Origin of the sequence: Bacillus sp. FJAT-27445, assembly GCF_001510665.1 — a bacterium.
In the GTDB taxonomy this organism is placed as follows: Bacteria; Bacillota; Bacilli; order Bacillales; family Cytobacillaceae; genus Bacillus_D.
The window spans coordinates 93,834-115,021 of the sequence record NZ_LMTI01000007.1 but is presented as its reverse complement, the minus strand read 5'-3'; the positions used below and the strand labels follow the sequence as shown (position 1 = coordinate 115,021).

Below are 21,188 nucleotides of genomic sequence, written 5' to 3'. Positions count from 1 at the left end.
GCAAGCCAACCCACCCCCTATAGGCAGCTCCTCTTTGGATTCAATTATTGCCCGCTCAAGGCTTTTTCTGTCCCACAATTGTACCCGGTACTTCAAAAAGAATTTTCTTCACTTTATGGAATTTTTATCTAGTATTGGAGTTACTCCTGTTGTAGAATGGTTATCAAGTTATTTATTTCGCTTTTCGTAATAGTCTGATAAAGAGACATAGGAGGGCTGGTTCCAAAATATAGTTTTAAATGTTCAGTTTTACCGGGGGGAGAAGAGAGATATGCAAAGCTTTCGTTGGATATGGGGGTATTTGAGGGATTACCGGGTACGCTTTTACCTGGGATTGTCCCTGGCATTGGTTGTCACTATGTTAAATCTGGTAAACCCATATTTTGCGGGAAGGATCATTGACAAAGTCATATTCGGAAAGCAGGAGGAATTGCTGTGGCCATTCCTCGGCGCCATGATAGGCGCGACAGTGCTGAAGACGGTCATCCGCTACAATTACCAAATCGTGTTTGAAAAGATTTCCCAAAATACAATTTTCAGGATTCGGAAAGAATTATATGACCGCCTGAATAAGCTCGATTTTTATTTTTATGACAAAACAAAAACCGGTGATATCATGGCAAGAATGACCGGGGATATGGAAATGGTCAGGGCGTTTTCCGCCTGGTCGATTTACATGATTTTCGAAAATGTCACCATTTTGGTGTTCGCGGTTGGGTTCATGTTTTATATTCATCCGCAGCTAGCCCTTGTAATGATGCTGGTGACGCCGATAATTGGATTTTTCGCCTATAAGATGACGTTTGCGGTCGGACCGACTTTTTCGGAGATCCGCGGGCAGTTCGCAAAGCTGAATTCAGTCGTCCAGGAAAACATCAGCGGAAACAGGGTCGTTAAGGCATTTGCAAAAGAAGGCCATGAGATTAATAAGTTTACAGTAGAGAATGAAGGCTACAAAGAGAAGTCGCTAGCCTCCGCAAGGGTTTGGGAAAAGTTCCTGCCAGTACTTGACTCTCTTGCTGGCTTGTTCACGGTAGTCATGATCCTGGTCGGCGGAATCATGGTCATCAATGGGTCGCTTACAATCGGGGAGCTTGCCACCTTCAATGGCTTGATCTGGGCGCTGAACAACCCGATGCGGATGGCGGGATGGCTCATCAACGATGTACAAAGGTTCAATGCCTCTGCTAAAAAGGTTGAGGAACTGATGAATACAACTCCATCAATCGCCAATGATGGCAAAAAACTGAACGGGGATGAATTAAAAGGTTACGTAGAATTCAACCAAGTATCATTTAGCTTCGGGGATGAGGACGTGTTGAAGGAAGTCAGCTTTAGTGCATCCCCTGGCCAGACCGTTGGAATCATCGGCGCAACGGGTTCGGGAAAATCGACTCTTGTGAACCTGCTTAGCCGGTTTTATGATGCGGACAGCGGCGAGGTGAAGGTTGACGGCATTAATGTAAAGGATTGGGATCTATTCAAGCTTCGGGAAAACATGGCGATGGTTATGCAGGATATCTTCCTGTTTTCCGATACGATAGAAGGGAATATCGCTTACGGGAATCCGGATGCAACACTTGAAGAGGTCCAGGCTGCCGCGAAAATGGCCGAGGCGCATGAGTTTATTACCGGACTTCCAGAGGGATATGACACAGTTGTCGGCGAAAGGGGAGTCGGCCTTTCGGGGGGCCAGAAGCAGCGGATTGCGCTTGCAAGAGCCCTTTTGAAAAATCCATCCGTGCTGATTCTGGACGATACGACTTCCGCTGTAGACATGGAGACTGAGCTTAGGATCCAACATACGCTAAAGTCAATTCTCGTAGATAAAACATGTTTCATCATCGCCCACCGAATTTCTTCTGTTAAGGAAGCGGATTTAATCCTGGTAATGGAAAACGGGCAAATCATTGAACGGGGAACTCATGAGGAATTGCTTAACGAGAAGGGATACTATTGGAAGGTATTCAGCAATCAGCATGCCAGCTTTCAAGGCCAAAACGCAGAAAAGGAGGTGGTCTAGGCAATGGCACGCAATAAATTTGACGTTGATGAGGAATTGGAATCCCCATTTCGCCTCGCCCACTTCCAGCGTCTGCTGGTGTATATTAAGCCTTACAAAAAAACTATCCTGCTGACGGTTTTAATGATGCTTTTGGCGAGCTGCGCCAGCCTTGTCGGCCCGTACCTGATCAAGCAGGCAATCGATAAGTATATCCCCGCTAAGGATACAACAGGGCTTTTCATCCTCGCCGGGATATACGTCCTTGCTCTAATTACAACTGGAATTTGCATGAAATTCCGGATTAGGATGATGTCCCAGACCGGGCAAAGCATCATCCGGGACATTCGGAAGGATTTGTTCACCCATTTGCAAAAGCTGTCCTTCTCCTTTTATGACAGCCGCCCGCACGGGAAAATTCTTGTAAGGGTCGTAAACTACGTCAACTCATTAAGCGACCTGCTGTCAAATGGAATCATCAATGTCATAACCGACCTGTTCAGCCTTTTGGTCATTGTCGGTTTTATGCTCTCAATCGATCCAAAGCTTACCTTGTACGCAATGGCTGGATTCCCTGTCCTTGCGGGAGTTATCCTGCTTTTAAAAAATGCCCAGCGGAAGGCGTGGCAAATTTTAAGCAACAAGCAATCTAACTTGAATGCATATATTCATGAAAGCATTAGCGGCATTAAGGTGACTCAGGCTTTTTCAAGGGAAAAGGAAAACGAGCGGATTTTCAGTGATGTTTCGGACAGCTACCGTTCTTCATGGATGCGCGCGATTAAAATCCACTTCCTGTTGTGGCCTGCAATTGAAAATATTTCGGTCTTGACGGTTTCCTTCATTTATATTATGGGTGTGTCGATGATTGGAGATGGAGTGACAGTCGGGTCGTTGGTAGCGTTCGTGGGCTACATTTGGATGTTCTGGACACCGCTTGCGAATATCGGTAACTTCTATAACGCAATCATCAACGCAATGGCATACCTTGAGCGGATTTTCGAAACAATGGATGAGAAGCCCGCAGTCACCGATGTGCCAAATGCCGCGGAGCTTGCACCAATCAAGGGCAGTGTCGAATTTAAACAAGTGGTCTTCGGTTACGAAGAAGCAGACCGCATCCTCGACAATGTCAGCTTTAAGGTTGAACCGGGTGACACGATTGCGCTAGTCGGAGCGACTGGCTCCGGAAAAACGACAATCGTGAGCTTGCTCAGCCGTTTTTACGATATTACAGGCGGCAAAATTGAAATAGACGGCACTGATATCAACAGTGTGACAATTCCTTCGCTTCGCAGCCAAATGGGCGTCATGCTCCAGGATCCGTTTATTTTCTCGGGCACCATTATGGACAATATCCGTTACGGGCGCCTCGATGCCACGGATGAAGAGGTGATTGAAGCCGCAAAAGCGGTCCAGGCGCACCAGTTCATCAACCAGTTGAAGGATGGATACCAAACAGAGGTGAACGAGAGGGGAACAAGGTTATCCACCGGGCAAAGGCAGCTGATCTCCTTCGCGCGGGCTTTGCTTGCCGACCCGAGGATTTTGATTTTGGATGAAGCGACTTCCTCCATCGACACCGAGACAGAGTTGGCTCTGCAAAAAGGGTTGGAAACGCTTCTTGAAGGAAGGACTTCCTTTATTATCGCGCACCGCCTTTCAACCATCCAAAACGCGACCCGGATCCTGTTCATCGACAATGGAAAAATCGTCGAAGAAGGGTCCCATCGCGAACTGCTCCATCGCAGAGGATACTATTGGAAGCTCCATGCTTCACAGAAAGCAGTATAAGCAGTTTTAAACCAAAGGCTTCCCCCCGGACATGGGTGGAAGCCTTTTTCATCGTTTTGGCAGCTTTGAGACTCCGACTCGTTGATGAAGACCGATTCAGCATGGGAACTTTCTTCAATCGGTCAATACAATTCCGAAACATTTCTTAACGGGCTTAGATATTTCGACCTTATGTAAGGATTTTGTCGGAAAAAGGGGATAGAAAAATATGACATTATAGTTAAAACTATGTAACTATTATGTAAGAAATCGTACTAATACTATAGAGGAACAATTCATCCTCGGAGATTGTCCGGAGGGATGGTTTAGAATTAAAGGGGGTTATAAAGTTGAAAAAAGCATTGTTAAGTCTGCTCCTGTTTTTTTCAATGGTGTTGTTTGAAGCACCAGTTCAGGCTACCGGAGGAGATTTTATTATCATTAATAAGTCAACGAACCTGCTGGCTTTTTACCAAAATAGCACTCTTGTAAAAATCTTCAGCGTTGGCACAGGCAGGGAGCCGTCTTTAACACCGGAAGGGAAATTCAAGATTGTAAATAAAATCGTGAACCGGCCTTATTACAAAGAAAAAATTCCGGGAGGAAGCCCTAAGAATCCGCTCGGAAACAGGTGGCTCGGTCTCAACGCCAACGGTACTTGGGGGACAACATATGCTATCCATGGAAACAACAACCCAGCTTCAATTGGCAAATATGTAAGCGGCGGCTGTATCCGGATGCACAATGACGAAGTTCAATGGCTCTTTTCACAGGTTCCGGTCAATACACCTGTCATCATCACTTCATCAAAACAACCGTTTCACTCAATTGCCGCTGCAAATGGATTTCAGGCATCTGGATCGGCTGTACCGGCCACAGCGTCTACATCTGTTGTGTTAAAAAAGGGAAGCAAAGGTGAAGATGTGAAAACCCTGCAGAAAGTTCTTACACAAATAGGCTACCCGACAAAAGGAATTGACGGGGTTTTTGGGCAAGGAACCGAAGAAGCCGCAAAGAAATTCCAAAAAAACAACAAGCTAAAAGTGACCGGCATTGTCGATGCGGCAACCTGGAAGGCTTTGGCGAAAATATAATGAAAACCAATTGAAGCTAAACGATGGAGAAACCCGCTACTCATTTGAGGCGGGTTTCTCTATTGCCACCCTTTTTTATAAAAAAATCGGTTCATTACTGGGTAAAGGCTAAAGCCTTATTTGTGGTAATAAACCAAAAAATTATTACGTGTAACTTTCTTCCATGAAAAGCAGTCGAATGTATTGGGGGAAATTTTCCCAACAGGAGGCTTTTATGGAGAAGAAGTTTCGGTTTGTGAACAAGAATTACGAAATGCTCGAACAGCAGCAAAAGGAGAAGCAATTTACATATTCGGCCCCAACGATAGAGATTAAGGCGCCAACACGAAAAAAATACAGGTATGCGTTAATCATTATCGTATCGCTGGGCATTCTTGCTGCCGCTATTTTTTCAATTGGGGAGTGAACTGATCCATAGTATGCCAGAGCCCACTGTCGAATCTGCATCGCTTCAAGGAAGTCAGGCCGGGGAGCAACACCTCGAGCCAGGGATGGCAGAAAAGCCTGAGGTTTTTAGTGAAGGTTCCATGGCGAGGTACATGCTTGATTTAAAAATGCCTAAGGAAAACACGTTTAAAAGTTCAGGCTTCCATAGACGTAACCAATACCTCCCGTGGAGGTTGGAATACACTATCATTTTATTTTAATCCAAATCAGTTAGGTGACATTGCCAGGGATGAATACAGGCGCAAGGTACTTTCGTGGGCGGTGAATAAATGCTTGAATGAGATTGGCGGCGGTGATTTGGAAATGAAAAACGTGCATGTTAACGGCGAAACCTCAGAGTATTAGCTGAATGGCCTCCAGGTAGTGGTGCCATTAAAAAACATTTTGCCCAGCGAGGGAAAAGCTTCCGTCGCTTTATCCTATTCCTTTTCAATGCCTAAAGCAGCTAGTGAAAATACCGGTTACGATCTTCTTCAATGGTATCCCATGGTCCCGGACTTTGCCAATGATTGGATCATTCAACCGGCCACACTGGGTAAGGAAACGTATACAATAATACCTTCAGACTACCAATTCAGCTATGAAATTCCGGAAAGGTACCAATTGGTGACATCCGCCCCCGACCCTGATCAGAGAGTCGGAAAGGGACAAATAGAGGCAAATAGCCTGAAGGAACTGTATGTCATGTTATTGGATGGGCATGGCATGATTAAAGCGATAGCCGCCGATGTGGAAATTCGGGTTTTTGCGCCGGAAGGGGAACAGGAAAGGGCAAGGAAAGCATTGGAAACAGCGGGCGAAACAGTATCCTTTTTTTCTGAGAAACTGGGGGGTTATCCCTATAGACAGCTTGATATCGTTTTGGCAAATGGAAGAAAAGGAAGCTATCCCGGGCTGGTGCTGCAGCCTGTAACAATCATAAGCGAGGACCGTTTTTACGTCCCTGTGGACATCTTTGGAAAATAATGAAACCCCATGGAGAGGAAGTGGCGCTTTCGTTCCTGGCCGATTATTTGAAAACCTATTCAGGAAAGAAACTGGCCACTATTGAATTCATCCGGTTTGCGAAAGACTACTATAAAGTGAATGACAGCGCCTTTACAATCTGGCTGGACTATAATCCTTACGATAGCGACGATTTCAGCCAGTATTATAATCTATGAATACGCTTTATTAGTTCCTTGATAAGTAATGTATATTCAAAGCCATAAAGGGTTCATTGAGGAGCCTGCTGCAGGAGAAATCCGTATTAAGACTTAAGGCCTAGATTCTGTAAAGTACCAAACTGTTTCTTTTTCCAAGCTATTCGAGTATAATTTAACTATTCCAATTGAATATTCCTTCGGGGCAGGGTGAAATTCCCTACCGGCGGTGATGGGGCTAGACCCCAAAGCCCGTGACCCGGTTGCCTGTATTGGCAAGCGGTGGATCCGGTGTAATTCCGGGGCCGACAGTATAGTCTGGATGGGAGAAGGAAAAAGCAGGATTTAAAAAGGGTGAGGTGTGCCCTTTTGCAACCAGGGACGGTTCTGAAGGGCTGCGCCTTAATTGCAAAAGCACGCTTTGGGCATTCAAAGCTGGCCGTTCCCGCCTTTTTCAAACCTTTATTTGAGCATGCCATTTCTCTGCCCCAAAGCGCTTGATTGCCTTTGGGGCTTTTTGCATGTTTTTCCACCCCTTTGGGATATCCTTACAATGGATAAGCCACGATAAAAGGAGATATGAATGTTTACTGGAATCATTGAAGAAATTGGGACTGTGTCAGCGATTGCTTCTACAAGCGTTTCAATCGTACTTACCATTGATGCGAGGAAGGTTCTGGAGGATGTTAAGCTTGGTGACAGCATATCGGTAAACGGAGTCTGCCTGACGGTTACTTCTTTTGAAAAAAGTCGATTTACTGTCGATGTGATGCCTGAAACGGTAAAGGCCACAACTCTCAGGAATTTGAAGAAGGGCTCAAAGGTGAACCTTGAACGCGCCATGGCGGCGGGAGGAAGATTTGGCGGCCATTTTGTCAGCGGCCATATTGACGGAACGGGAACAATAAAAGGAAAGAACCGGCTGGCAAATGCGGTATATTATGAAATTGAAGCAGCCCCTTCTATGATGCCGTTCCTCATCCTGAAAGGTTCAGTGGCAGTGGACGGGACAAGCTTGACAGTGTTCGAAGTAACCGAACAATCATTTACAGTTTCGCTCATTCCTCATACGCTCTCTGAAACGATCCTTTCCCAAAAGGGAGCCGGGGATAGCGTCAATATCGAATGCGACATGCTTGGCAAGTATGTGCACCATATCTTGAATCCAGGCAAAAACCGTCTAGAGGAAAAAAAGTCAGGCATTACGGCCCGTTTCCTGGAGGAGAAGGGTTTCATTTAAGGAGGGAGCACAATGTTCAGCACAATTGAAGAAGCCCTTCAGGAACTTAAAGAAGGGAAGGTCATCATTGTCTGTGATGATGAAGGACGTGAAAATGAAGGGGACTTTGTCTCCTTGGCAGAAACAGCTGTTCCTGAAGTCATTAATTTTATGGCTACTCATGGAAGAGGCCTTATTTGCGTACCCATTGAGGAGGAGCTGGCGGGGAAACTGGGGCTCCACTCCATGGTAAAGGAGAATACGGATGCCCATGGGACAGCCTTTACGATTAGCATCGACCATAAATTTTCCACAACCGGAATTTCTGCATATGAACGCTCTGCAACGATTTTGAGCCTTCTGGATCCAACCTCCCAGCCAGAGGATTTTAAAAGACCGGGACATGTTTTTCCGCTTGTCGCAAAAAAGGGCGGAGTATTGGAAAGGCCGGGACATACTGAGGCTGCGGTCGATTTGGCCAAACTCTGCGGCGCAAAGCCTGCTGGGGTCATTTGTGAGATTATGAACGAGGATGGGACGATGGCGAGGGTTCCACAGCTTCAACAAGTGGCCGCGCGCTTTGGCCTTAAAATGATTACGATAGAAGATTTAATTGCTTATAAAAGAGAACTGCATGGAGCCATAAAATAATTTCTTAAGATAGAGGGAAAATAATAGGAGGAATGGGCAATGAAAAAAATTTATGAAGGTAATTTGATAGGTTCAGGCCTAAAAATAGGAATAGTAGCTGGACGGTTTAATGATTTTATTACAGATAAATTAGTAAGCGGCGCATTGGATTCTCTTAAGCGCCACGGAGTAAGCGAAGAAGATGTGGATGTCGCGTGGGTGCCGGGGGCATTTGAAATCCCGATGATTGCGCAAAAACTTGCCAAGTCAGCAAAGTATGATGCAGTCATTACCGTTGGGGCGGTAATCCGGGGATCTACTCCCCATTTCGATTTTGTATGCAATGAAGCTGCCAAAGGAGTTGCAAACACCGCGCTTGCCACCGGTATTCCGGTAATTTTCGGCGTCCTTACGGTTGACTCAATCGAACAGGCAATTGAACGTGCCGGAACCAAGGCTGGAAACAAGGGCTGGGAGGCGGCCTCTTCAGCAATCGAAATGGCCAACTTGATTCGCTCGATCGAAGCTTAATAATAGCTTTTACGACGGGGAACTGCGTATATACAGTTCCTTTTGTAGAATGTGAGGGCCTTTGGCCATTCACTATTTTTAAAAAAAGGAGCCATCTCTAATGAGTGAGCTGAAAATGGATTCAAAAGTACTTTCGGTTTTAAAAGACAAAATTCAACTAATTAAATCAGGCGAAGAGGCTATTTATTTGGTTGGCCCTATCAGGCTTCCTGTCAATCTTTACGGCGAAACTGTCGAGTTCCAATGGTACTGCTGGCTGAACTGTGACGAGGTTACTGAAGATTACCAGCGGATTATCGACAAGCTATCCTCATCCAATTTGGCGGAATTGCAGCAATCAAGCGTACTTGCTTATGGGGATTTTAATTACGGGGATGATGCAATCATCAGGATGCACTCAATTTGCCATACTGGGGACATTTTTGGCAGCAAGAGGTGCGACTGTGGCTTCCAATTAAAAAATTCAATGAAAATGATTGTTGAGCATGGCACTGGTGCATTATTTTACCTGGCTAATCATGAAGGCAGGGGAATTGGTTTGTTTAGTAAGGCGATGGCCTACATCCTTCAGGAAAATGGCTATGATACGGTTGAGGCTAATGAAGGCCTTGGCTTTGTCGATGACTCGAGAAATTATGATGACGCCATTTCCGTCCTGAAAGCATTACGCTCCAAACCAGTTACTTTGATTACGAATAATCCGAAAAAACTAGAAGCATTAAAGCAGTCAGGAATGCCTATTTCAGGAAGGCAGCCTTTATGGGGGGATCGATCAGAGTACAATGAAAAGTACCTCGCCACAAAAGTAAACCGTTCAGGCCACCTGGAAGAGGAGGGGACATGCACGAATGACTAGCGATGAGTTTTACATGGGCATCGCTCTGCAAAATGCCCGCGCGCTAAAAGGGCAGACGGACCCCAATCCGCTTGTCGGCTCGGTAATCGTGAATGATGGGAGGATTGTAGGGACAGGCGCCCATTTGCAGGCAGGCGGACCCCACGCGGAAATCCACGCTCTCCGGATGGCCGGCGATAGTGCCCGGGGAGGTACCATCTATGTTACCCTGGAGCCGTGTTCCCATCATGGGCGGACCGGCCCTTGTGCGGAAGCTATTGTACAGGCGGGGATTAAGAAAGCTGTTATTGCCACCCTTGATGCCAATCCGGTTGTGGAAGGGAATGGCGTCCAAATCCTTAGAAATGCCGGAATTGAAGTTGAAATTGGAATCGGTGGAGAAGAGTCCCGCTTGATGAATGAGGTTTTTAATAAGTTCATCTTGGCCAAAAGGCCATTTGTTACATTGAAGGCAGGCACGGCCCTCGATGGGAAGATCGCCACAAGGACTTTTGAAAGCAAATGGATTACCTCGGAGGAAGCCCGCCATGATGTACATCTTCTTAGAAATGAAAATATGGCCATCCTGGTTGGGGTAAATACTGTAATAAAAGACAACCCTGAGTTGACAACACGCATCCCAAATGGGAGAAATCCAATTCGTGTAATTCTCGATTCTTCTTTAAACATACCCCTAGATTCCAAAGTGGTTTTGGACGGCCTGGCGGAGACATGGATTTTTACTGCAAAGGAAGCCGATGAACATAAAGAACAGTTATTGATAGAAAAAGGAATCAATGTTTTCCGGACCAGTGGTGAAAAGAGAACGGACTTAGAAGAGGTTCTAGACATCCTTGGCGAAAAGTTGGTTTCGTCCCTGTTAATTGAAGGGGGAGGAACCGTCAATGCAGGCTTCCTGGAGAAGAAACTGATTGACAAGGTGGTCCTCTATCTGGCTCCTAAGCTTATTGGCGGACAAGCTGCCCCTACATTCCTTGCAGGGCAAGGCGCAGAAACAATGGCAGATGTCGTTGATTTGGAAAATACCTCGATGGAAAGGATAGGCAGCGATTTTAAATTCATTGGCTATCCAGTTTATAAATGAGTTGCGGCCAGCAGATGCTGGCCGTTTTTTTATACCAAAAATAAATATTTTTGGATTTCTTTAGCAATTCACACAATTAAGAAAAAAGATATAGTAAAATAGTCTTAGAAAAGAAAGGGGTCTGGGAGTATGGAGCTGCTTTCAGTTTCAGGATTGAGGAAATCGTTCAAGGATTTTGAGGCGGTACGTGGAATCACATTTACCGTAAGGAAAGGGGAGGCTTTTGGATTGCTTGGCCCGAATGGCGCCGGAAAATCGACCGCGATCAATATGATGACGGGCTTGTTTCCGCCAACAGCGGGAAAAATTGTGATCTCAGGCATCGATATGTTGAGCAACCCAAAGAAAGCCCAGGCGTTAATTGGGATTGTGCCACAGGAAATCGCCCTTTACCAAACAATGAGTGCGAAGGATAACCTGTATTTTTGGGGAAGGATGTACGGTCTTTCCGGCAGGCTTCTTGAACAGCGGGTTGCAGAAACAATGGACATGATTGGACTTGCAGACAGGGCGAAAGATAAAATAGAGACTTTTTCAGGCGGAATGAAACGAAGGGTCAATATTGGTGCAGCCATTCTCCACAGGCCGGAATTATTGATCATGGATGAGCCAACAGTAGGCATCGATCCGCAGTCAAGGGCGCATATCCTTGAGACTGTAAAGAGATTGAACGGTGAGGGGATGACAGTCATTTATACGAGCCATTACATGGAAGAAGTGGAATTCTTGTGTGAACGGATTGGCATCATGGATCATGGAAAACTGATTGCTTCAGGTACGATCGCTGAACTTAGGGAAACCATTGGCGACAGGTCGAGGATGGTATTTTCCATAACGGGCGGCCTTCAGGATACCGGGTTCCTTGCCGGGATAATGCCTGAAGAAGATATTCAATTCACTGGCGGGCAGTTGACCGTATTCCATAAAGAACCGCAAACAGTTTTGAGCGGCCTTGTTCAAAGAATCACAGAAACAGGGGCGCAAATAGGCGGAGTGGAAATCATCGAACCGAATTTGGAGAGCGTTTTTCTGCATCTGACAGGAAGAAGCCTGCGCGACTAAGGAGGGAGAAAGTATGAATTTCTGGTGGCTGGCTTTAAAAGATACATTGCTTATCGGAAAAGACCGAAAAGCATTGCTCACTCTCATCCTTATGCCGTTGCTGCTAATTGGGATCCTCGGAGCAGCCTTCGGTAAAATCATGGGCGATGGCGAAGTGAAAATAGATAAATTTACCCTTGCAATCGCAAATCAGGATGAAGGGGAAATGGGGACGATACTCGAGGAAGAGATTTTTGAAAAAGGGCTTCCCGGCCTCGTAAAGGTCAAGAAGATGAATGAAAAAGAACTGTATCGCAGTTTACGGGAGCAAACAGCAGTTGTCGGACTGATAATCGGCAAGGACTTTTCAAATGCGGTCCTGGCAGGTGAAGAAACTTTAGTAAAATTAATTTCCATTCCCTCCGCTGGCATTCAGGCTACAATAACGGAAAACATCGTCCAGCAGTTTGCCAAGGAAGCGGCCATCCAGACTGCAGGGATGAAGCGAGCAATTGAAGCTGCCGCGAAGACGGGGAATACGGGGCAAGTCAACCTCGGGGCGGGAAGAATTTCGGAGGATGGATCAGTCAAGTGGATTCAACAGGAAGCGGCAGCCGAAGGTGGAATCCCAGTCAGTTCCTTTCAATATTACGCAGTTGGAATGGGTGTCATGTTCCTGCTCATGACGGTCACCATTGGCGTGACTTCCATGATTGAAGAAAAGGAGCAAGAGGTTTATAAAAGGCTCCTCGTTTCAAAGTTGACCCATTTTGAATATTTGGCCGGGAAGGTTCTTGGCCTGCTGTTTTTGTCCTCTTTTCAGCTGCTGGCAATCATTCTTGGTACAAGGCTTATCTTTCAAGTTGATTGGGGAAGCTCCCTGCCAGGCGTGTTTATTGTAGGTGTTTGTTTCATTTTTAGTGCCTGCGGGCTCGGGGTCATGGCGGGCTCCTTTTTAAAAACGGGGAAAGCATTCGGTATAGCCGGAATGCTAGGAACGCAGATTATGGCGGCAGTTGGCGGGAGCATGGTTCCTCTTTACCTTATGCCCGACTGGGTGAACACGTTTGTAAAAGTATTTCCAAACGCCCTTGCACTCCAATCCTTTCTGGAACTCATGGCAGGCGGCGGTATTAGCGATATTCTGCCAAGTTCGGCGAGCCTGCTTGGTCTGGGCCTTCTTTTTATGGCCATTGGCTGGATTCGCCTTTCCGGGGAGAGGAGGGTGAAGTATGCGTAAAATCCTTGCGATTTCCCTCCTGCATCTTAAAGAAATGTCCCGTACTACTTCAGTATGGGTGTTAATGATTGTTATGCCGCTTGTTTTCAGCCTCATTTTTGGAGGCATGGCTGGAAATGCCGAGACGAATAAGCCATTAGTGCTCTATTCCGCTGAAAGCGATGAACTTTCTAGCCACACAGCGAACTTGCTGACGGGCAACAAACAGTATAAGTGGAAGAAGGTATCTGCAAGAGAAGCAAGGCAGGCCGTCAGCGAACAAAAGGCTATTGCTGCTGTCATCATTGAAAATGAACTGGAGGAGAGGCTGGCCAAGAAGGAGCCTTTGATGACAGTCGCCATCCAAAGAGAGACAATGGAATACCTCGCATTGTATCCACATCTAGAAGGGACATCAAGAACGATTACAGCCACTTATTCAATTGCGGCAGAAATTGGCCAAAGTGAGTTTCCGGTCCTGTTACAAGAGGTATCATCTCAAAAGGCCATTCACATTGAGAAGGAAATTATTCAGAAAAAAGGGGAGAAGGGTGAAGCTGTCTCCCTCACTTCACTTGGTTTTACCATCATGTTCATGATGTTCGGCATATCGGGAGCCGCTTCCAGCATCCTTGAAGAAAGAGCCGGGGGTACTTGGGCGAGGCTAATGGCAACGCCGGCAACGAGGATTCAAATCATATGTGGTTATATTCTGTCCTATTTTTTGCTCGGCTGGCTTCAGCTTGGTGTCCTAACCCTTTCAATTAAATTCATTTTTAATGGAATATGGGGAAATCCTCTTTATTTCATCCCATTTGCCTCACTTGTCATCCTGACAGTGGTCGGGCTTGGGCTGATGATTGCCGGACTTGTAAAAACAAAGCAGCAGGCAGGCGCAATAAGCGCGGTAATCATTGTCAGTACTTGCATGCTCGGAGGGGTCTACTGGCCGCTTGATTTTGTCCCCAATGCCATGAAACTGATTGCCAAATTCGTGCCCCAAAGCTGGATGTTGTCCGGAATAAGGGAAATTGTCAGCGGCAGCCTCCATGGGCCAACCATTTGGACAGCAGTTGGGGCCCTTATTGGTTTCTCCCTTCTGTTCTTCTATTTAGGCCTAAGGAAAATGAAATACGAAAACTAGCAAAAGTTTTGCCAAGGAGACATTGGTTCATTCAATGTCTCTCTTTTTTAAAAAATCACAAAAAAAGAAGAGAGCCGTCCGGCTCTCTTCTATACTATAATTAGATGCGTTTCGCACCTACATAACGTGGCTTCCAATAAGAGTTGCTTAAGTATGAAACAGATACGCCTTTAGATGAAGCGGCGTGGATGAACTTTCCGCTGCCGATGTAAATGCCGACATGTGTTGGCCTTGAGGATTTGTATGTTTTATAGAAAACAAGGTCGCCTGGCTTGAGGGTATAGACGCGAGTGCCTTTGCCCCACATTTCGCCGGCTGTCCGTGGAAGTGATTTTCCAGCTTTTCCAAAAGAGTATTTCACTAATCCAGAACAATCAAAACCTGATTTTGGGCTAATTCCGCCCCAGGTATATCGTTTTCCCATATTGGCTTTTGCGACAGAAATTGCGCTGTTGTGATATGTTGCAGCTTCACCCATGGTCGGAAGGATCGTCATCAGCATAGTTGTCATAAACAGTACCGCCATAAATTTCTTCAACATGTAAGTTTACCCCCTGGTGTTTTTTGCTAAACCAACTATACTTCAATCTACTTAACAAGGTCATCACAGGTAGATTACAAGTCTATTACAACCAGAGATGAATATTCCGAAAATTAACATAAATTTAATATGCATTTAAGAGATTAAAAGTGAGAAACCTTGGTATGAAAGGCTTTTTTTTGAGATTTTTTAATCTATTTTAAGGAAAAAATGTTACGAGAGTTACAAAGAAAATTGAGTAAAAAGAATATAAAAGTATGGCGAAAATATGTAAATTTGTAACAAAACTTCTTTTTTTGAAGAATAGTGCTAATAGTTTTCTTACAAAATTGTAAGTTTTCATTCAAAAATGTAAGGTGAAGCGATGGAGGGGACAATAGAATTTTATTACATTTAAAGTAACAAAACAGTAAAAGAGGGATTACGATGGAGTTGGTATTGGAGGCTGTTGGCATCAACAAGACGTTTGGAAGCAGGGGAAATGTGTTCACAGCTTTGCAAAACATTGATTTAAAGGTTGAAAAGGGCGAATTTACTGCTGTGATGGGGCCATCCGGTTCCGGAAAGACGACACTTTTAAATATATTGTCTACCATTGATGTTCCGACTTCCGGAACGGTCAGGATTAACGGGACAAATGTCCAGGGGTTAAAAGAAGCGGATACTAGCAGGTTTAGGAGAGATCAGCTTGGCTTTATCTTTCAAGACTACAATCTTCTGGACACGTTAACGATTGAAGAAAATATATCACTGCCTTTGGCATTGGCGGGTATGCCCCCAGCTGAAATTGGCAATCGGGTAAGCCGCCTTGCCAAGGACTTTGGAATTGAACCCATTCTTAGTAAATTTCCATACGAGGTTTCGGGCGGACAGCAGCAACGTGCTTCAGCAGCTCGGGCTCTTGTTGCAAGCCCGAGCATTGTCTTTGCCGATGAACCGACAGGCGCGCTTGATTCAAAAGCGGCGCACACTCTATTAAAGACACTTGAGGAGATCAACAAAGTTAATCGCGCAACCATTCTAATGGTTACCCACGACCCTTATGCTGCAAGCTTTTGCAGCCGTGTTGTTTTTATTAAAGACGGTTCCTTTTTCACTGAATTGAGAAAGGGAAGTCAAACAAGGAAGCAGTTTTTCCAGCAGGTTGTCAATGTATTGGCTGCCCTGGGGGGTGGACAGATTGAGTCTGTTTGAGCTAACTAAACGGAATATAAGGAAAAACAGCAAGGCGTATTTGGTATATTTTTATCCAATGGTTTTTAGTGTGGTCATATACTTCACATTCGTTACACTGCAATACAACCGGGAGATAATCGATGCCGCGGCGAGCCTTGGTAAAATTGGCCCTGCGTTCATGGCAGCTTCCGTTTTCCTGATGGTCTTTTCCGCGCTGTTTATTTTTTATTCAAACAGCTTTTTTATGAAAAAGAGGAAGAAGGAAATTGCACTATATTCGTTTTTTGGCATGACGAAGGCGAAAGTTGGCACAATGTTGTTTTACGAAAACTTACTAGTCGGCTCTGGAGCGCTCTTTGTTGGAATTGGCCTTGGGGCAATTTTTTCAAAGCTGTTTGCAATGGTATTGGTAAAGCTGATGGGGGTAAATGTCATTGCCGGCTTTTCCCTATCCGTGGGAGCCACCGTTCAGACAATTGCCGTTTTCTTTCTGATTTTGTCTGCCACCTCCATCTATAATTCCAAAGTGATCTATAAATCGACCTTGCTTGAACTCTTCAAGGCGGAGAAAAAGGCTGAAAAAAACCCTCAGGCATCTTTTATTGTCGCACTTCTTTCGCTTCTATTGATTGGAACCGGGTACTGGACAATCCTACAGCCTGCTTCCTCGGCTTTTTGGGCTAGCCATGCGGGCATGAAGCTGCTTGGGTCGTTTTTGTTCATGATTTTTGGAACCTTCCTCTTCATCAGGGCGTTCATTGTTTATTTGCTTTTGTCAATTTCAAAGCGGAAGCGGTTTTTCTATAAAGGTGCGAATATGATCGGGATTTCAAACCTGCTCTACAGGATCAAGGGAAATATCCTCGTCCTGGCAGTATTGTCTTTGCTATCTACATTTACTCTCTTCCTGATGGGGGTAACATGGAGCCTATACGCCAATTTGAATGAAATTTCTAAGGAGAATTTTCCGTACAGCTTTATTTATTCTGTTGAAAATGAAGAGAAAAACAGGGAAATCGGCCAGCTTTTTAAAAAAAGGGAGGATATCCGATATGAGTTTAATCTGCTGGCGGTGAAGATGGAAGCTGGACATGAATTTTCCGACAGGTTTCGGCCTGATTATCCGATTTTGCTCATTCCTGAAACGTCATTTAAGCAGCTTGCCAAAAAAATGGGGAAGGATGCGATTGTTGATTTTGCCGGCGATGAAGCCATTGTGTTTTACGATGGCAATCTGAACAGGACGCACGACCCCTACACCGGTAGAAGCCTGACAGTACCGGGAGGAAAAATGATCACGATACGATCCTATGAGGATTATTCCTTGTTAAATCAAATCATTTTCGCCTTCCCGATTGTCGTAAAGGATGCAGTGTACGAAAAAGCGGTGATGGAAGGCGCGCCGACAACCAAGTTGCAAATCTATAAGCTTAGGAATGAAAAAGATACGAAGGAACTTGGGGAAGCCATTGAAACAATTCTTTGGAAAAACGGCGGAAGACAGGACGATATCATTTGGTCCAGCTTCTATGGCGAATATGTCCAGGGGATGGAAACATACGGAATCCTAATATTCATCAGCGGTTTCCTCGGGCTCGTCTTCCTTACTGCCACCGGAAGTGTCCTATATTACAGACAGTTATCCGAGGCAGAGGCTGACAGGCCTAGGTATCAAGTTTTGAAGAAGCTTGGCTTAAGTGGCTTTGATATGAGGAAATCAATCCGTTTCCAAACGTTGTTTGTATTCGCAATCCCAATACTGCTGGCCGTGTCCCATAGCTCGGTCCTCGTTTCAGCCTTGGCAAAGTTTACGGGAGTTGGCATGGCTGGCCCATTTGCAGTCGTTCTTGGACTCTATATTTGCTTGTATATAGCTTATTTCTATTACACCGCAATGCGTTTCTTCAGTTTGGTGAATGAATAGCAACGCAAAAAGGGATGGTGCTCCATCCCTTTTTGTTATGGGTTTAAGTGGCTGTCGGTTTCCATTCCAAGGTGGTAGGCTCCTCCGTGGTCGGGGAAATGGATGCTTGCTTCCGTGAAGGATCCCCTTTCCGAATAAATCTTAAGTGTGTGCCCCATCTTGGCGGCTATTTTTTGGGCGAGGTAGAGCCCCATGCCGGTTGAAGAATAAAGTTCACGGCCATTTTTCCCGGTAAAGCCCTTTTCAAAAACTCTTGGAAGATCCTCGGCGAGAATGCCGATTCCATTATCCCTGATGATGATTTTCCTTTCATTTTTCAGGACCGAAACAGTTATTTCCCCCCCGGGCGCGGTATATTTTAATGCGTTCCCAAGGAGCTGGTTGAATAGGAATAGGAGAGCTTTTTTATCTGTCAGTCCTTCCAGCTGTTCAAAGTGAACCTCCAGGCCGATTTTTTTGGCGAAAAATGCTTTTGAATGGGCTTTTAAAGATTCCTTCACGATTCTATCAATGTCTGATTCCTGAATGAGATAATCGTTATTGAAGTCGTTCAAACGCGAAAAATAGAGGGCCTGTTCCACATAATGCTCAATCCGGTCCATCTCCTCCTCAAGGCTTTTGCTGCCTTCCCCTGTTTCGTAAAGCATCCTGCTTACTGCGATAGGCGTTTTGATTTCATGGAACCAGGAGGTCATGTACTCCATCCATTCCTTTTTTTCTTCATTGGTTGCATGGATTGCTGCAAGATAGGAATGATAGTGCCCCGAGAGAAGAGATATGTACCTCTTTTCTTCATGCGTCAGCTTAAGTTCAGCAGCGGATGGAGCTTCGCCGGGTTCAAATCTTTCAGCTTCCTTTAGAAATACTATCTTCCTCCGAAAATCAAACGAAAAATAACCCGCCATGAATAAAAGTGAAACAATATCAATATACACAAGGCTCGACGGATGGATGGACAGGGATGGGTCGGCAAGGACGACGGTATTTATAAAGCCGATGATAAGCAAGAAACAGATGATAAGTGCCTTTTGGTCTGAAAGATATTCACCCGGTTTCATTGAAGGATGTATCCTTGGCCTTTCCTCGTCTGAATAATAGAACTAAGTTTCAGGCTCTCGAGCTTCTTTCTAAGCCGGTTCATATTGACGGTCAGAGTATTATCATCTATAAAGCTTTCATCCTCCCACAATGCCCTCATGATTTCATCCCTTCCCGTAATTTTTCCCGGCCGTTTCATCAGCATTACTAAAATGTGAAATTCGTTTTTTGTTAAAATTGCTTCTCTTCCATCATATCGAACTGTCGCTTTTTCGAGATTAAGAAGCAGGCCGTTGTACTCTATTACATTCTCTACTGGCAACATTGGCGTTTTTGCCCTCCGCAAAATGGCATTCAATTTGGCGACCAGCACCTCAAGGGAGAAGGGCTTCTGGATATAGTCATCGCCCCCGACATTCATGGCCATCACGATATCCATATTCTCGGTCCTCGATGAAATGAATACGATGGGAGCGGTAGATACTTCGCGGATTTTTTTGCACCAATAAAAGCCATCATAGGCTGGCAGATTGATATCGAGCAAAATGAGATCCGGATTCAATTTTTTAGCTTCTGAATCAAGTTCATCGAACGAGTCTACTGGGTATGACGAAAAATCCCATTTATCGAGGTGCAAGGAAATCAATTTCCTCAATTTAGGGTCATCCTCAACAATCATTACTTTTCTCACAGAGTCACCTTCTTCATCATAGGATTGTAAATATAGTATATTAAACTTGGCAAGAATTTAGTAGAGTACCATTTTTGGTGAAAGATAGATGGAGGCGAACAGGATGATTAAGGGGATTATTTTCGATTTTGACGGCTTAATTGTTGATACCGAGTCACTCTGGTTTGAGGCATATAAAGAAGTGATGGGGGAATTTGGGTGTGAACTCCCGCTTGAGGAATTTTCAAAGGTGATTGGCACGACTGACGAAGTGTTGAAGGATTATTTTCAAAAAACAACAGGAATAACCGTTGATGAAGCTGGCCTCCATTTGAAAACGAATGAATTATATAGGCAAAAATCAGGCGGCCTAGAACTCCGGGAAGGGGTCCGCGAGTATCTGGAGGAAGCAAGGGAGCTTGGGCTGAAAATTGGCTTGGCATCAAGCTCGCGGAGGGATTGGGTTGAGTCGTATTTAAGGAAGTTTGGCATTTTTGAGTACTTTGAAACGATTATGACAAAGGAAGACGTCGATAAGGTCAAGCCGGATCCCGCGCTTTACATACGAGCACTTGAAAGCCTGGGGATCGATGCCGATGAGGCGGTTGCTTTCGAAGACTCGCTAAATGGATCAGCGGCGGCGATTGCGGCGGGGATGCACTGTGTCATCGTCCCGAACCCGGTTACGAACCATCTTCCATTTGAAAAGTACCGGCTTAGGCTGGCATCGATGGCGGAGAAGAGTTTGGCGGAAGTGCTGGAGGAAGTGGAGCGATTCGAACGGGAAATGTAGTGAAACATCTTCAGTCTTTAGTACAGGGCTCTTTTTTTAGGAAAATTGCAAACCATGTTTGCCGCTTGCTTATTTTTGGTAAAATTGCTTACGGTCGTGATATTGTAAAAGCAAGAAACGGAAGGGAGTGGCTGGCATGTACAAACGGCCTGGACAAGGTGAATATGCAACCAACTTTGAACCTTATATTGCGTTGATTCCGGAGGGAGACATTGTTTCAATTCTGGAAAGGCAGGGGGAGGAAACGGACATCCTCCTGAAAGGGCTGTCGGAAACGCAGGCAACATTCAAGTATGGCGAGTCGAAATGGAGCATTAAAGAGGTATTGGGCCATATGGCTGACTCAGAGCGGGTCATGTCCTACCGGCTTTTAACAATCGCTCGCGGCGATGAGGTTTTGCTCCCCGGCTTTGAGGAGAACGATTTTGTCCGTAACGCCGGGTTTCACCGAAACTCACTTGAAGAGTTGCTGGCCAATTTTGCTGCGGTCAGGACGGCGACCCTCCATTTGGTCCGGTCCCTTGACGAAGAGGCCTGGACACGCAAAGGGAACGCAAATGGCTACATGGTAACGGTCCGCGCCCTCGCAGCCATCATCGCCGGCCACGAGCTCCATCACCGCAAAATCCTCATGGAACGCTACCTCGGCTCCAGCGGGTTTCCGGCGGAGTGAAGATGTGAAGCAGTGAGGCAGTGAGGCAGGGGACGTTTCTGCTGCTTCATGAAGCAGGGGACGTATCTAGTGCTTCATCCCCAATTAATAGGAATATTTGTGTAAGGCAGGGATATTTCCCTGTCTTTTTGTTTTTTTAGTGGTCCGGGAAGGTTGTTTGGCATTCATTTTAAATAGTAGTCCTTTTTTTG

At 45.4% G+C, this 21,188-nt stretch carries 20 protein-coding genes, 1 pseudogene and 1 riboswitch; of the genes and pseudogenes, 18 read left to right on the top strand and 3 right to left on the bottom strand.

The annotated features are described in order from the left end of the window. The first annotated feature begins 271 nt into the window (after positions 1 to 271). The 14 genes and pseudogenes from AR337_RS19990 to AR337_RS19920 all read left to right on the top strand — a co-directional run bounded on the left by AR337_RS19990 (position 272) and on the right by AR337_RS19920 (position 14,182). Positions 272 to 2,023, top strand: a complete 1,752-nt coding sequence (locus tag AR337_RS19990; protein ID WP_059173809.1) for an ABC transporter ATP-binding protein — start codon at positions 272 to 274, stop codon at positions 2,021 to 2,023. Between the two features lie 3 nt (positions 2,024 to 2,026). Continuing rightward, positions 2,027 to 3,796: an ABC transporter ATP-binding protein gene (locus tag AR337_RS19985; RefSeq protein ID WP_059173808.1), complete on the top strand. Its 1,770-nt coding sequence runs from the start codon at positions 2,027 to 2,029 to the stop codon at positions 3,794 to 3,796. Positions 3,797 to 4,125: 329 nt separating this feature from the next. After that, the gene (locus tag AR337_RS19980; protein WP_367576271.1) at positions 4,126 to 4,869 is read left to right on the top strand and encodes a L,D-transpeptidase family protein; all 744 of its coding nucleotides are present in this window, start codon (positions 4,126 to 4,128) and stop codon (positions 4,867 to 4,869) included. A gap of 214 nt (positions 4,870 to 5,083) precedes the next feature. Then, complete coding sequence (locus tag AR337_RS19975; protein ID WP_059173807.1) at positions 5,084 to 5,275, top strand: hypothetical protein; 192 nt, start codon at positions 5,084 to 5,086, stop codon at positions 5,273 to 5,275. Between the two features lie 407 nt (positions 5,276 to 5,682). After that, entirely contained in the window at positions 5,683 to 6,282 is a 600-nt protein-coding gene (locus tag AR337_RS19965; RefSeq protein ID WP_059173805.1) for a hypothetical protein, read from the top strand. A 20-nt stretch (positions 6,283 to 6,302) separates the two neighbouring features. Beyond that, positions 6,303 to 6,479 carry a hypothetical protein gene (locus AR337_RS19960; protein ID WP_156424480.1) on the top strand — a complete coding sequence of 59 codons (177 nt, stop codon included), beginning with the start codon at positions 6,303 to 6,305 and terminating at the stop codon, positions 6,477 to 6,479. A 171-nt stretch (positions 6,480 to 6,650) separates the two neighbouring features. Next, a riboswitch (FMN riboswitch) is annotated at positions 6,651 to 6,796 on the top strand. 245 nt (positions 6,797 to 7,041) lie between these two features. Then, on the top strand, positions 7,042 to 7,698 hold the full coding sequence (gene ribE, locus AR337_RS19955) for a riboflavin synthase (protein ID WP_059173803.1): 657 nt from the start codon (positions 7,042 to 7,044) through the stop codon (positions 7,696 to 7,698). Positions 7,699 to 7,710: 12 nt separating this feature from the next. Continuing rightward, positions 7,711 to 8,301, top strand: a pseudogene (gene ribB / locus AR337_RS19950) (3,4-dihydroxy-2-butanone-4-phosphate synthase); the annotation flags it as partial. A 66-nt stretch (positions 8,302 to 8,367) separates the two neighbouring features. Then, positions 8,368 to 8,838: a 6,7-dimethyl-8-ribityllumazine synthase gene (gene ribE / locus AR337_RS19945; protein WP_059173802.1), complete on the top strand. Its 471-nt coding sequence runs from the start codon at positions 8,368 to 8,370 to the stop codon at positions 8,836 to 8,838. A gap of 100 nt (positions 8,839 to 8,938) precedes the next feature. Further along, the gene (locus AR337_RS19940) at positions 8,939 to 9,694 is read left to right on the top strand and encodes a GTP cyclohydrolase II (protein ID WP_059173801.1); all 756 of its coding nucleotides are present in this window, start codon (positions 8,939 to 8,941) and stop codon (positions 9,692 to 9,694) included. Continuing rightward, positions 9,687 to 10,778, top strand: a complete 1,092-nt coding sequence (gene ribD, locus AR337_RS19935; protein ID WP_059173800.1) for a bifunctional diaminohydroxyphosphoribosylaminopyrimidine deaminase/5-amino-6-(5-phosphoribosylamino)uracil reductase RibD — start codon at positions 9,687 to 9,689, stop codon at positions 10,776 to 10,778. The genes AR337_RS19940 and ribD overlap by 8 nt, the downstream gene beginning before the upstream one ends. A gap of 135 nt (positions 10,779 to 10,913) precedes the next feature. Then, positions 10,914 to 11,840, top strand: coding sequence for an ABC transporter ATP-binding protein (locus tag AR337_RS19930; RefSeq protein ID WP_059173936.1), 927 nt, complete (start codon positions 10,914 to 10,916; stop codon positions 11,838 to 11,840). A gap of 13 nt (positions 11,841 to 11,853) precedes the next feature. Then, on the top strand, positions 11,854 to 13,059 hold the full coding sequence (locus AR337_RS19925; protein WP_059173799.1) for an ABC transporter permease: 1,206 nt from the start codon (positions 11,854 to 11,856) through the stop codon (positions 13,057 to 13,059). After that, on the top strand, positions 13,052 to 14,182 hold the full coding sequence (locus tag AR337_RS19920; protein ID WP_059173798.1) for an ABC transporter permease: 1,131 nt from the start codon (positions 13,052 to 13,054) through the stop codon (positions 14,180 to 14,182). The genes AR337_RS19925 and AR337_RS19920 overlap by 8 nt, the downstream gene beginning before the upstream one ends. Positions 14,183 to 14,282: 100 nt before the next feature. Here the strand turns inward: AR337_RS19920 and AR337_RS19915 are convergent, their stop codons facing one another. Then, positions 14,283 to 14,723 carry a C40 family peptidase gene (locus AR337_RS19915; RefSeq protein WP_059173797.1) on the bottom strand — a complete coding sequence of 147 codons (441 nt, stop codon included), beginning with the start codon at positions 14,721 to 14,723 and terminating at the stop codon, positions 14,283 to 14,285. A 426-nt stretch (positions 14,724 to 15,149) separates the two neighbouring features. Between AR337_RS19915 and AR337_RS19910 the strand changes: the two genes are divergently transcribed. Both AR337_RS19910 and AR337_RS19905 read left to right on the top strand, forming a co-directional pair. Next, the gene (locus AR337_RS19910) at positions 15,150 to 15,917 is read left to right on the top strand and encodes an ABC transporter ATP-binding protein (protein WP_059173796.1); all 768 of its coding nucleotides are present in this window, start codon (positions 15,150 to 15,152) and stop codon (positions 15,915 to 15,917) included. Then, entirely contained in the window at positions 15,904 to 17,823 is a 1,920-nt protein-coding gene (locus tag AR337_RS19905; protein WP_059173795.1) for an ABC transporter permease, read from the top strand. Before AR337_RS19910 ends, AR337_RS19905 begins: the two co-directional genes overlap by 14 nt. 35 nt (positions 17,824 to 17,858) lie before the next feature. Here AR337_RS19905 and AR337_RS19900 read toward each other — a convergent pair whose 3' ends face one another. Then, a complete protein-coding gene (locus AR337_RS19900) occupies positions 17,859 to 18,881 on the bottom strand; it encodes a HAMP domain-containing sensor histidine kinase (RefSeq protein ID WP_059173794.1) in 1,023 nt (340 codons plus the stop codon). Next, a complete protein-coding gene (locus AR337_RS19895; RefSeq protein WP_301335736.1) occupies positions 18,878 to 19,540 on the bottom strand; it encodes a response regulator transcription factor in 663 nt (220 codons plus the stop codon). Before AR337_RS19895 ends, AR337_RS19900 begins: the two co-directional genes overlap by 4 nt. Before the next feature lie 115 nt (positions 19,541 to 19,655). On the opposite strand from AR337_RS19895, the gene AR337_RS19890 reads away from it, so the two are divergent. Together AR337_RS19890 and AR337_RS19885 are read left to right on the top strand one after the other, a co-directional pair. Next, a complete protein-coding gene (locus AR337_RS19890) occupies positions 19,656 to 20,324 on the top strand; it encodes an HAD family phosphatase (protein WP_082687089.1) in 669 nt (222 codons plus the stop codon). A gap of 136 nt (positions 20,325 to 20,460) precedes the next feature. After that, positions 20,461 to 20,997, top strand: a complete 537-nt coding sequence (locus AR337_RS19885) for a DinB family protein (protein ID WP_059173792.1) — start codon at positions 20,461 to 20,463, stop codon at positions 20,995 to 20,997. Positions 20,998 to 21,188: the final 191 nt, after the last annotated feature.

Bases quoted from the DNA above. Each gene is read 5' to 3' on its own strand.
- AR337_RS19975 (WP_059173807.1), top strand. From the start codon at position 5,084: ATGGAGAAGAAGTTTCGGTTTGTGAACAAGAATTACGAAATGCTCGAA.
- AR337_RS19895 (WP_301335736.1), bottom strand. From the start codon at position 19,540: ATGATTGTTGAGGATGACCCTAAATTGAGGAAATTGATTTCCTTGCAC.
- AR337_RS19940 (WP_059173801.1), top strand. From the start codon at position 8,939: ATGAGTGAGCTGAAAATGGATTCAAAAGTACTTTCGGTTTTAAAAGAC.
- ribD (WP_059173800.1), top strand. From the start codon at position 9,687: ATGACTAGCGATGAGTTTTACATGGGCATCGCTCTGCAAAATGCCCGC.
- AR337_RS19915 (WP_059173797.1), bottom strand. From the start codon at position 14,723: ATGTTGAAGAAATTTATGGCGGTACTGTTTATGACAACTATGCTGATG.
- ribE (WP_059173803.1), top strand. From the start codon at position 7,042: ATGTTTACTGGAATCATTGAAGAAATTGGGACTGTGTCAGCGATTGCT.
- AR337_RS19900 (WP_059173794.1), bottom strand. From the start codon at position 18,881: ATGAAACCGGGTGAATATCTTTCAGACCAAAAGGCACTTATCATCTGT.
- AR337_RS19990 (WP_059173809.1), top strand. From the start codon at position 272: ATGCAAAGCTTTCGTTGGATATGGGGGTATTTGAGGGATTACCGGGTA.
- AR337_RS19910 (WP_059173796.1), top strand. From the start codon at position 15,150: ATGGAGTTGGTATTGGAGGCTGTTGGCATCAACAAGACGTTTGGAAGC.
- AR337_RS19885 (WP_059173792.1), top strand. From the start codon at position 20,461: ATGTACAAACGGCCTGGACAAGGTGAATATGCAACCAACTTTGAACCT.
- ribE (WP_059173802.1), top strand. From the start codon at position 8,368: ATGAAAAAAATTTATGAAGGTAATTTGATAGGTTCAGGCCTAAAAATA.
- AR337_RS19985 (WP_059173808.1), top strand. From the start codon at position 2,027: ATGGCACGCAATAAATTTGACGTTGATGAGGAATTGGAATCCCCATTT.
- AR337_RS19920 (WP_059173798.1), top strand. From the start codon at position 13,052: ATGCGTAAAATCCTTGCGATTTCCCTCCTGCATCTTAAAGAAATGTCC.
- AR337_RS19925 (WP_059173799.1), top strand. From the start codon at position 11,854: ATGAATTTCTGGTGGCTGGCTTTAAAAGATACATTGCTTATCGGAAAA.
- AR337_RS19890 (WP_082687089.1), top strand. From the start codon at position 19,656: ATGATTAAGGGGATTATTTTCGATTTTGACGGCTTAATTGTTGATACC.